The organism is Spartinivicinus poritis (genome assembly GCF_028858535.1).
GTDB lineage: Bacteria > Pseudomonadota > Gammaproteobacteria > Pseudomonadales > Zooshikellaceae > Spartinivicinus > Spartinivicinus poritis.
Genome location: NZ_JAPMOU010000017.1, coordinates 29761 through 41769, shown reverse-complemented (window position 1 = coordinate 41769; position 12009 = coordinate 29761). Strand labels below are relative to the sequence as shown.

General features: G+C 37.2%; 8 protein-coding genes. 4 read left to right on the top strand and 4 right to left on the bottom strand.

The window, feature by feature from the left end; translation table 11 throughout:
• The first annotated feature begins 884 nt into the window (after nt 1-884).
• Nucleotides 885-1724: a type 2 periplasmic-binding domain-containing protein gene (locus tag ORQ98_RS14160; protein WP_274689463.1), complete on the top strand. Its 840-nt coding sequence runs from the start codon at nt 885-887 to the stop codon at nt 1722-1724.
• 26 nt (nt 1725-1750) lie between these two features.
• Here the strand turns inward: ORQ98_RS14160 and ORQ98_RS14155 are convergent, their stop codons facing one another.
• Together ORQ98_RS14155 and ORQ98_RS14150 are read right to left on the bottom strand one after the other, a co-directional pair.
• Complete coding sequence (locus tag ORQ98_RS14155; protein WP_425347689.1) at nt 1751-3649, bottom strand: extracellular solute-binding protein; 1899 nt, start codon at nt 3647-3649, stop codon at nt 1751-1753.
• 164 nt (nt 3650-3813) lie between these two features.
• Nucleotides 3814-3975 carry a hypothetical protein gene (locus tag ORQ98_RS14150; RefSeq protein ID WP_274689461.1) on the bottom strand — a complete coding sequence of 54 codons (162 nt, stop codon included), beginning with the start codon at nt 3973-3975 and terminating at the stop codon, nt 3814-3816.
• A gap of 313 nt (nt 3976-4288) precedes the next feature.
• On the opposite strand from ORQ98_RS14150, the gene ORQ98_RS14145 reads away from it, so the two are divergent.
• From ORQ98_RS14145 to ORQ98_RS14135, 3 genes are all read left to right on the top strand, one after another.
• Complete coding sequence (locus ORQ98_RS14145; protein ID WP_274689460.1) at nt 4289-5299, top strand: serine/threonine protein kinase; 1011 nt, start codon at nt 4289-4291, stop codon at nt 5297-5299.
• 282 nt (nt 5300-5581) lie between these two features.
• Nucleotides 5582-8917 (top strand): mechanosensitive channel MscK, encoded by a 3336-nt coding sequence (mscK, locus tag ORQ98_RS14140; RefSeq protein ID WP_274689459.1) that lies wholly within the window; start codon nt 5582-5584, stop codon nt 8915-8917.
• A gap of 243 nt (nt 8918-9160) precedes the next feature.
• Nucleotides 9161-10612 carry a hypothetical protein gene (locus ORQ98_RS14135; protein WP_274689458.1) on the top strand — a complete coding sequence of 484 codons (1452 nt, stop codon included), beginning with the start codon at nt 9161-9163 and terminating at the stop codon, nt 10610-10612.
• 95 nt (nt 10613-10707) lie between these two features.
• On the opposite strand, the gene ORQ98_RS14130 is transcribed toward ORQ98_RS14135, so the two are convergent.
• Nucleotides 10708-11271, bottom strand: coding sequence for a 3'-5' exonuclease family protein (locus ORQ98_RS14130; protein WP_274689457.1), 564 nt, complete (start codon nt 11269-11271; stop codon nt 10708-10710).
• The gene (gene nfi / locus ORQ98_RS14125) at nt 11264-11950 is read right to left on the bottom strand and encodes a deoxyribonuclease V (RefSeq protein WP_274689456.1); all 687 of its coding nucleotides are present in this window, start codon (nt 11948-11950) and stop codon (nt 11264-11266) included. The genes ORQ98_RS14130 and nfi overlap by 8 nt, the downstream gene beginning before the upstream one ends.
• Nucleotides 11951-12009: the final 59 nt, after the last annotated feature.

Sequence of the window (12009 nt, the reverse complement as noted above, 5' to 3'; positions counted from 1 at the left end):
TTTTAATATAAACCCTCCAGCAAAAGCAAATGATAATCATTATTGACTATAAGCAATTATATGCCTATTTACTTTTTAATACTCTCTTACAGGTTGTAGGTATTGGATAAAGACACAGAAAACTACGCAAATAAGCGTCTATAGAGCCCAGCTTGCTCATGAATCGTTATTATTTCTTATACAGTTTTTCACTCACTAATTTATATATATCCAATGCGAAGGGTTTTTAGGTGAGGAGCGATGACAGTTAAATGCTCCTGCATAAACTGCATTCCCACCATCCTTGGTGATCATAAAAAAACCTAAAAATGATTCGCGACGGATATAAGTTAATTGTAAAGAACTCAAATCCGTTAGCTTTCCTTTATAAGATTTTTTCTAACTTATTGAAAAGTTATGGGCTGCCAATATATTAAATCAAATTAATAGTCGACAAAAATTCTTCACCGTATACGCCAGTATCTACCTATTACTCTCTCTGCTTATTGCTGCTATTTTTTGCTTCTTCAAGTTAGGTGATGATTGACTCTCAATAACCATACCACTGCTAATGAAATAGCATAACTTAAAAAGTTACGCTTATGTAACATTTTTAGAGCGCATCAGTCAATAGAAACTTATCTTTGTTGTGGAACAATTCTCTGCGGCTTTGTTGTTGGTTATCTTTTCAGCATAAATACGTTGCAGCTTATAATCCTAAACCCATAGTCAATAAAAGTAGACATGACTACATTTTAACCTATCATCTGATACTTACGTTCAATACCACAACTAATATGAAGCCCATAACAAACCTAGATAGTCACACTTTCCACACAGAGCTGCTAGGCTCAATGTATGAACAAAATGAGTAGGAAGTCAACTTGTATAAATGCTATTTTCAATTGAGTACTCTTATATGCTTTCTGCTGGTATTTAGTGCCTTTTCTGCCGAAAAAGTAATATATCCACAGTCTACAAAAAGGGAGCTTGATATTGAAGAATTACTACATATCATCATTGATGCTTCAAAAAAAGATTTTGGAGCATGCGAGTTGGTTTCACATGAAGAGAAAGTCAATGAAGCAAAGCTTCGATATTTAATAACGCATGGATCAGCCTATGATGTAATTTGGAGCAGCGCCACTCCTTATCTTGAAAAGTATTTAATTCCTATTTGGCAACCCATTAGAAAAGGCTTATTAGGTTATCGTATTTTTATCATCCGCAAACAAGATCAGCCAAAATTTTCTAAATTAAAAACGTTGAATGAGCTGAAGAAGCTTACAGTAGCCCAAGGACGCTTTTGGAATGACGTGGAAGTATTCAGAGCGAATAATATAAATGTTCAAACTAGTACAGACTATGAAAGCTTATTTGATATGGTATCTAAAGGAAGGGTTGACTACTTTTCTCGAGGCGTTAATGAAGCTCCAGAGGAATACGATGACCGGATAGAACGCTTACCAAACTTACATATTGAGCAAGATATCTTAGTATACTATCCTTGGCCAAAATTCTTCTATGTTTCCAAAAAAAAGCCACAACTAGAAAAAAGAATCAAACATGGTTTTGAGTTAATTAAAACTAATGGTCAATATGACAAGTGGTTTTGGAAACATAATGAAGAAGCTATAAAAAGGGCCAAGCTGAAGTCAAGAAAGTTATTCAGGCTACATAATCCTCTTTTCACAAAAGAGTCATTACTAAATGACACATCTTTGTGGTTTAACCCATTCGAATAAATATAAATATCAACGAAAACTAAAATTCATTCGTGAAGGATATATCCAGAATGCTGCATTTGTTGCTTTGCAATATCTTGGCTTTCTTTTAAAAATTGCTCAATACTAATTCGCCCCTTTAATACCTCAACCAACTTTAAGCTTATTTGATGTCCAATAGCAGGAAATTCTGGAATCCCTACATATTGAATTCCAATATAAGGTGATGGAGTCAAAGTAGGCTCATGTGGATCAGCAGATTGAATTGCATTGAATACAAACGTTGCAAACGGCGCTGCTTGCAAATAGTCTTTATGTTGATACGTAGACTTTCTTGTGCCTGGAGGCACAGATACCCACCCTTCTTGCTGTGCAGCCAGTTTTATATAGTCTTTTGATGTTGCCCAAGTAATAAACTTAAATGCTGCTTCCTTCTTATGAGATGATGCAGGGATAGCTAATGCCCATGACCAAAGCCAGTTTGCGCCTTTTGACGTTTTAGCTACTGGTGCATTAGCAATACCAAACTTATCATATACTTTTGAATATTTTGGATTAAATAACAAACCAGCAGCAACTGTAGCATCAATCCAGATACCACATTGGCCATTAGCAAATAATGACAAATTCTCTACAAAGTTGTTATTAATAGGCTCAGGTGGCCCATAATTTATAATTAAATTTTTATACATAGATACTGCTTCATGCCATGGAGCAGTATCCAGAGTAGGCATCCACTTGGTATTAAACCATTGGCCATTATATGTATTTACCATTGTGCTTAGCAAAGCCATGTTTCCACCCCAGCCAGCTTTTCCTCTTAAGCATATCCCGTATGTCTGTTCAGTAGGATTATGGATTTCAGCAGCAATTTGTTTTATTTCATCATAGGTAGGCTGTAGCGGCATTTTAATATTTATTTTTTTTAATAAATCAGTACGATAATAAGTCACAGAGCTCTCTGCATAAAAAGGGAGTGCATACACTATATCTTGATAAGATAGGCTTTTTTTAACATTTTCAATGATATCATCTATATCATATTCTTTTGGAAAACTATGTAGCGGTGTTAACCAATTTCGCTTAGCCCAGATTGGTGTTTCATAAGTACCTATTGTCATTATATCAAACTGACCATCTGCTATTGCCAAGTCTCCCATTAAACGCTTACGTAAAATATCTTCATCAAGAATTCGCCACTCCAATGTGATATTAGGATGCATGGCCTCAAAGTGCTTGGATAATCCTTTCATCAGGATCATATCGTTATTATTAACGGTGCCAATAGTTAATTTTTGTTTAGAGGTATCATTAGCTGCTTCAGACATCAAACCGTGCTTTAACATAATTTTTGTTAGTATTCCATTACCAGTAGCTACCTTCAATCCCTTATTGAATATTTTTATATTTTTTTTAAAATTCTCAGATTTAGTAGAAAAAGCAACATAAAAATTACTTTGAAGCAAGGGAGGCGGCATAAACTCAAGCTTCCCAATAAAATGTGGCCGTTTATTAATTAACAAGTCAGCTGCTGTATATTTATCAATTACAGCAAAATCTATTCTATTGGCGATAAGTTTATCAATATTTTGGATATCACTACTAACAAGATCAAGCTTTAAAGTTTGAGCTTCACTATAGTTTGATAGAATATCCTCTGTTCCTCGTACCGCACCAAACTTATACTTATCTGTAAATACTAGTTTATGCCAAGAACGATCTTTCAAATCAGAGAAACTTCCAATCTGTAATGATTTCTTTTTTATTAATCCAATACTGCTTCCAGGAAAAGGGTTAGATAGCTCAAATACATTACTCGTTATTTTCTGGTGATAAAAGGGCAGTAGCCCATCGACTTTACCTTGCTTTGCTAACTCTTTTGCTCTGGCTAATGGATAAAATTTTATATCAGTTTGATAGCCAGAAAGACTGTAAACTTCTTTCACCAGTTCAGCAACATAACCATTATTTAATAAGTTTTGTCCAATATAGGGCTCTTGCTCGGATGCAGCAAAACGTACTATGTTTTCTGACAGCCCCCCCTGACAAAATAAAAGCCCAGCACATAGCCAACTGTAGTTAGATAACACCAACTGTTTTAGCAAGTATTTCATTTCATCTGATAATTAATTTTGCCAAAAATCACTGGCTGTTTGCCTTTTAAAGCTGCATTTAAACCAGTCTTCATACCTCGCTCTACATCCCTTAGCTGGTCTTTCAATGCCAACACTGAACCAAAGTAAATGGTGTTATTTCCCCCTCTCCTCAGCACTACAGATCTTAGGTAGTTTAAATAGTAGAGCTAACCATACAGATGCCAAGCTTATTTTTCATTAAACGCTACTCCAAACTACTACAAATCGCGCTTAACTATAAATCTTAGCTATAAATTGTCTTAATGCCCTTAAGAAAATGAAATAAATTAGTATTTACCTATAGCTAAAGCGAATGGCTTTTAAGTGGCTATATAAAAATATTAGCCAGCTCCCCTTTCCGCCCTACTCATTCTATGGCACCCTTTATATAGTCTTTACACAGAGTAAGTTCTGTTGACTGTTTGGCTTATAGGTAAACTGTCGACGGATATGAATTATCTTTTATCGTATACAGAGGTTAGCATGAGCCATCCTTATGACAGTTTAACTCCCGACACTATCATCGAGGCTGTAGAGTCATTAGGCTATCTCAGTGATAACCGAATTTTCCCATTGAATAGCTATGAAAACAGGGTCTATCAGGTAGGAATAGAAGAAGAAACACCATTAATTGCTAAGTTTTATCGACCAGGGCGTTGGAGTAAAGAACAAATTCTTGAAGAACATGACTTCATTGCAGAGCTTGCTGAAGTGGAGCTTCCCGCCGTGCAACCGGTAAAACTAGATAACTGTACATTGCATGAACACCAAGGATTTCAATTTGCCCTATTCCCCCGTTATGGTGGCCATGCCCCAGAATGTGATGACGCAGATACCCTGCTCCAACTGGGTAGATTGTTAGGACGTATACACCAAGTAGGGGCAGTTAAACCTTTTCAACATCGCCCTGGAATCACTATTGAACAATATGCCATCAACAGCTACCAGTTTTTACTAGAGAGTAACTTTATCCCGTCAGACTTAATTAAAGCTTATCAAACTCTGGCTGAAGACTGCATCAAACAGGTAGAAGCTATTTGGCAAAGCGGAATTAAGCCGACCACTATTCGAATCCATGGTGATTGTCATTTAGGTAACATTTTAACCCGAGGAGATCAGTTTCACTTTGTTGATTTTGACGATAGCCGTATGGCTCCTGCCATTCAGGACTTATGGATGTTTCTCTCTGGAGACCGCCATCAACAGACAGCACAACTATCAGAATTGATAGATGGTTATAATGAGTTTTATACCTTTAATACCAGTGAGTTAAGGTTAATAGAGGTATTTCGTACCCTACGGTTGATGCATTATAGTGCTTGGTTAGCTAAGCGCTGGGATGACCCTGCCTTCCCTCATAGCTTTACCTGGTTTAACACTCCCCGCTATTGGGCTGATCATATTTTAGAACTACGAGAACAGCTAGCTGCCTTACAAGAGCCTCCACTCAGCTTGTTTTAGTGCTGAACCCAATAAATAAGTAGCATCTTCGCTAGATTGCCCAGAATATTTGATATCCGATGAAATATTCTGGCTAACGACTTTTACGTATAGAACTACTTAGCAAAATGCAACCAAAACAATAAGCAAGGTCTCTTAACTAGCATACAATGGATCGCTTTTAAGAGGTCATACAGCTGTTGCGGTAGTACTACTCATAATGCGAGCTAGTATAAAGACTACGACAGCATGAAGTACATTAGCAGAATGTTAACAATGTTAATGATGAATAGCTAGGTAATTATGTTATATCAATCTATACAACATATAGTGAAATGTTTTTCCGTCGGTTTATTATTGGTGTTGCTTTTAAAACCTGTCTATTTATATGCAGCAGGAGACGAAAGTGGTTTAGACATTAAGCTACCCACTACCAGCGCTTTGACCGAATCATTAAAGCGCATTGAGAAAAAAAAACTCGAAGAAAACGAAGCTGAGCTACTTCGAGATATTATTGAAAAAACAATTGATGATTTAAACAATATCGAAAAATACAAAAAGAAATATAAAGAACTTCGCATCGAGTACAAAGCTATCCCGGCCAAACTTAAGAAAGTTGAAGCCGAAGCAACCAAAATCACCATTCCAGAAAATGAAGCATTATTAAAAAAATACCAAGGCATGGACTCCAGAGCCCTTGATGAAACGATTAGCGACAAACAAGGACAATTAGCAGAGTTTCAAAGTCAACTCGATCGAACTAAAAGTTTGATCACCATTACTCAGAAGCTGCCTGAGTCTACCAAAGAAGAAATCAGAAAAAATAATGACCAAATTGCAGAGCTAAACGTACTCATTCGTGATATCGAAAGTGGCGAAGATAGCGATAGCTTTCCTGAAGAACGCTCTCAACAAAACTTGGCCCATATTGAGTTACTACAACAGAAAAGCAGCTTACTACGTCTTCAGGGTCGTAACAGTAGCAAAAGCTTAAAACTGCTCCAAGCCCAAGAAGCACTGCTTAGCGCCCAAATAAACCTTATGGATAAGCAAGTTAAAGCGATGGAAACGCTGGTTATTTATAAGCGCAAAGAAGAGGCCGATAAAGTACGTGAGTCTGCAACTAAAGTAACCGAGTCTATTACTAAAAATCACCCCATTGTACAAAAAGAAGCAGCTAAAAACCTCGATCATAGTAATGCTTTGTCACAGGTTGCAGAAAAGATTGGTGTCTATAGTAAAAAAGTTTCTAAAATCAAGCGTGACCAGGAAACCATTAAAAAAATACAGCAGGATATTGAGCAGCAAACAGCATTATTAGGAGGAAGTCATAACCTAGGCAAATTCCTTCGTAAGCAAAAACAAAACCTACCTAAAACAGAGTTTATCCAAGATTTGCCAGAAGTTATTACCAACCTACGCTTTGAGCAGTTTCAGCTAGAAGGAGAGAAGAAAAAGTTAAAAGAAAGATACATCAAAAAGCTTAGTAAAAAGCTGCCAGAAGATATCCCCAAACAAGAGCACGCATTAATTATCGATGAAGTAACCAAACTGGTTAATACCAGAAAAGAGCTTCTAGACAGCTTAATCAACCAGCATGACAAGCTACTAAAAGAAGCAATTGAATTAGCAGGTGATCAAAAGTCTCTAGAAAAGAGTCGTCATGAATTAGCAGTAAAGCTACAGAAGCAATTATTCTGGATTGCCAGTAACGATCAAATGGACCTCGACTGGTTTGGCAGCTTTAGTGACAACTTTAGTAACCAAATGAGCAAGCTAAAAGGTAACCCTTGGAACTCATTAATTCAAAATGTGCAAGCTCGCTGGCCCCTTGCCTTGATGTTTATGGCACTTATTCTGTTTTGTATTTTTCGCCGCCATTCACTGGTTAACTATCAAGCATGGCAAACAGAAAAAGTAGGTAAGGTACAACGAGACAACTTGTCAGTAACACCCAAAGTGCTGGCAGTTAGCTTTATGCATTCACTGCCCATTCCACTTGCCTTATTGGCTTTAGGCTTTTTTATGAATGGTGGTGAAACCAGTACGCTCAGTAAAACACTAAGCGACGGCTTTATTGCTGCAGCGATAGCATCGTTGTGTGTAATTTGGCTAAAAGAAATTACTAAACCTGATGGTATTAGTACCGAACATTTTAAGTGGAAGCCGAATGTCAGTCAGCATGTTCATCAACATACAAGACGACTTGCATTAGGGTTAGTGCCACTTGCATTTATTACTGCAGCCTCTTCTCATTTAATGGTAGCGCTGGATAGCGATGTAATCGGTCAGATTCCCTTTATGATTGCTTCTTTGTTATTAAGCATGGCGCTGGTCAGGTTAATTCAACCACCACTTACTTTGTTTAAATCAGTACTACTCCATTACCTGTTTGGTTACTTCTTTGCATTGACTCCACTGGCAATGGTTGTACTGACTTTAATGGGATATTTCTATACCGCACTGACAGTACAAGGCCTAGTACTCACCTCCCTTTATGTTGTATTTGGCTGGACTATTATTCACGCGTTAATTATTCGTAATTTACATGTAGCCGCTCGCCGTTTGGCTTTCCAGAGAGCTTTGGAAAAACGTGCTGCCAGCCGAGATGCCGAACAAAGCCAGGATGTATTTGAAGAGCCTACAATAGACATTGAAGCAATCAGCAGCCAGTCTACTCGGCTAATTAATGCTGCTATGCTCGCCATGCTTGTAGGTATCTTTTATCTTATCTGGTCGAGCTTATTACCTGTTTTCGAATACTTAAACACCTTTACTCTTTGGGAATACAAATCCACAACAGATACTGGGACTGAACTCGTTCCCATCAAGCTAAAAGATTTTTTGCTGTCACTGCTTATCTTTGGCATTGCCATGGTTCTAAGTCGTAACCTACCTGGTTTGCTGGAAATTGCCATTCTGTCAAAACTCAGACTTCGCCAGGGAAGCGCTTATGCATTAACCACAATGGTGCGCTATCTGATTTCAGGTTTTGGTATTATTATGGCGCTATCCACCTTGGGACTGGAGTGGAGCAAATTACAATGGCTAGTTGCAGCACTCGGTGTAGGTTTAGGCTTCGGCTTACAGGAGATTTTTGCTAACTTTATTTCGGGCTTAATTATCTTGTTTGAACGCCCCGTTCGTATTGGTGATACTGTAACCATTGGTGATCAACACGGTGTTGTTTCTCGAATTAGAATTCGAGCTACTACAATCACTGACTGGGATAATAAAGAAATCATTATTCCCAATAAAGTATTTGTTACAGACCAGCTGATCAACTGGTCATTGTCTAACCCCATTACTCGGGTCATTATCAATGTCGGTGTTGCCTACGGTTCGGATTTAGACTTAACCCGCAAGCTACTGTTAAAAGCAGCTCATGAACACCCCAAAGTGCTACATGACCCTGCACCTGATGTGTTTTTCCTAGCTTTTGGTGACAGCACTTTAAATCATGAGCTACGCATTCATGTTCAAGAGCTAAGAGACCGACTACCCGTTATAGATCAGCTAAACAGAACAATCAATCAGCTATTTGCAAAGCATAATATTGAAATTGCCTTCCCTCAACAAGATATACATATAAAAGAGTGGCCACAACAAATGCTACCCAGCCCAGAGGACGACAGTTAGTTTTAAGAGACCTTTAGTATAAAAAAAGACCCTACTGGGTCTTTTTTTATACTCGCCAAAGCGAAGGATATAGGCTACCTGCTCCACATTATGTGTACATCAAACGACTCTTTCTTGAATTCTATATTGCATTTTCTATTCTTATATTAGTGCGCCTAAAATATGGGCTTACATTGGTCATACTCAATAGATGAGTATCTCCCATAGAAAAGTATAATTAGGAGGAAAGTACTCTATAGCAAAATGAAGCATAAAATTTCTGTATCCAAACACGATACCCATAACCTTGAAATAAAGTCATTACTGATACCCAAAACAAAAAAGGAAGTATCAGATGTTGCCTTCTATTTTATAGCCCCACGCACATTGGGTATAAGCAATCTGAACAAAGAAGAAGCTTATTCATATATCAGTAGCCGGGTTCGACTGGCTCTATCTTCTAAATCACTAAAAAGCCAAATTTCAGACCAGAATTCTTTTCTCAATACTGCGATTCAAAACCAAAAATATGATTTAAAAGTTATCCGAAAGCTGGGGGCCTATTGGTGGGATATTATAAAAAAGAAAACAAAAACACATACCAAAACCATTAATCGCTTAACCCAAGAAACCAACCCAGAAATCAGATCAAAAAATATTCTTCAACTAACTAATGATATTAAGCAGATTACAGAAGTAAATAAAAAAATTTGGGGAACATGCTTGTCTCTACCAAGCTCCGAACATCGATCAAACTTCGCAACTTTCTTAAACTACGTTAATGTCCGCTATATTTACTCAATAAAAACCTATATAAATAAAAGCAACTTACATATCGACACAGATATAGCCCGGATCGATAGTTTATTAAAAAACTTAGCTTATGAGGAGTCAAGCTATTCAAAGCAAGCTCAACTAAATACTGACTTAGCGAATGAGAAAGAAGCTGAAGACTATTTAGTCAAGATCAGCAAACTCAAAAAATACTTTCAATCTGAAATGTTTGTTGACACAAAGAATAACAAAATTGCCATTAAAAAACTTAAAGAACCTATTGCTGTATTTTCTGCAATTCTAGCAGCTATCTGCGGATTTACTGTTGAAAGAGTTGCAGCATCAAACTGGGAAGCTGTAAGTAGAGGCGGATTATACCTAATGGCTCTAGCCATTATTGGTTATGCGATTAGAGATCGGCTTAAAGATAGAATTAAGCTAGTTATCAGTAATTGTTTATCTAACTATTTCCCAGATAGAAATATAGCATTAGATATTCAAAATAATAAAATTGGCTTTATAAAAGAATGGTTTCATCTAACCGACTCTTCTACACTTCCAACCTCAGTTCATCAACTAAGATACAACGAACTGGGAAGTAAAATTGACAAATATCAGCCAGAGGATATTATTCATTTCAGGTATTTATATACAATAAACCTACAAAATGAAGTTCAGAATACTGGCTATGAGCTTCAGAATATCATTAGAATCAATATGGGAAGATATTTAGAAAACCTTGATGAAGCCTATAAAGAAATACCTTCCTTTACTAAAAATAATGAAGTAGTAGCACTATCAACAAGAAGACTATACAACATCTACTTAATTGCAGAAATAAAAAAATGCGAAAAAACCAAAAGTAACGTAGCATTTAAAATCGCCATAGACAAAGAGGGAGTAAGAAATGTGGAAAAACTTAGTATTCACAAGCAATCATAGCAACAACTTATACCTAATATATATTATTCTCGACTAAAAATAATCTTCACTCTGAGTCTACCATCACAAGATAGTAGACCAATACTATTCCGGCTCTAATATGTTTTATCCGCCTCACGCATTATATTACAAAAAAGTGCTCCTTGTTCAATAGCATCGTCTAAGGCAACATGCGTATGTGGAAGCTTATCAAACCAGCGTTTAGGCATATTTTTTTTAGTGGATTCACGATAATTCGTTTTTAATACAGCCATCGCATAGGTTTTAATATCCAAACCGGAGTGAGAAAATGGACTTTCGCCAGCAAAACGAATTAAATACCAGTAAATAAACATAAAGTCGTAAGTTGCAGGATAGCCAACAAACACTGGTGTACCAGGCAGCGCTTTTAGCCACTCTACATAGTTTTTCATTGCAACATCTGGTGATTGACAGTTTTCCCGACAGGCAGCCCAAGCTTCAGGGTTCTTATCCCACCAAGCCTTGGTATTAGGGTGTGCAGCTGCCTCAGGTAATGTTTCTAAGTTTGCAGAGAATGTTTTAATCAGTTTCTTATCTGCTGTATAAGCAGCAGAAGCAAAGCTTAACATAGAGTGAGGCCCAGGAATTGGTCCATCCGCTTCTATGTCAGTGCTTACATATATTTCTGGTTTAGCCATTGTTTGCCTTTTTCATTAATTGATTTACTAGCTGGTCTGCCTGTCTTGTTGTCTCTGGTAACCGGTATTTTGGAGATAGTTTTAATACCCATTCACAAGCAGTTGCTAAGCATACACGATGACCAATAGAAACATAAATTGGCTTTACATCGCTTTGTGTCCGTAATACACAACCAATGACTTCTTCATTATCGATTAGTTCTGTAAAACTTCCCCTAGTCGGCGCTATTGTTCCAGCTTCACCTATTAGTCGAGTTTTTCCACAACCAATGGTTGGTATGTTATACAAAATCCCTAAGTGGCAAGCCAAACCGAATCGACGAGGATGTGCAATTCCTTGACCATCACATATGATTAAATCAGGCTCTGTTGATAACTGCTCTAAAGCCTTGACTAATGGCGGTAACTCTCTAAATGAAAATAATCCAGGAATATAAGGAAACTGAGCCCTACCTGTGGCTGTAGCCGTTTCAACTATTTGAAGGGTGCTTGTTGCATTTAATACAACTACAGCAGCAATTAGCTGATTGCTGTGCTTTTCATACGCAACATCTACTCCTGCAACATAGTGAATTTTACTAAAGTCATCTTCTGTTATTACCTTGGCTGCTAACTGATATTGCACCTTTAAAGCATCAGATTCAGTTATCCAAGGAGGATGGTCTATTATTGGCCTCATTAAATTCTCAGTAGTAGCATGCTATATCAAAGCGAAGAGTATATACACTAACTATAATG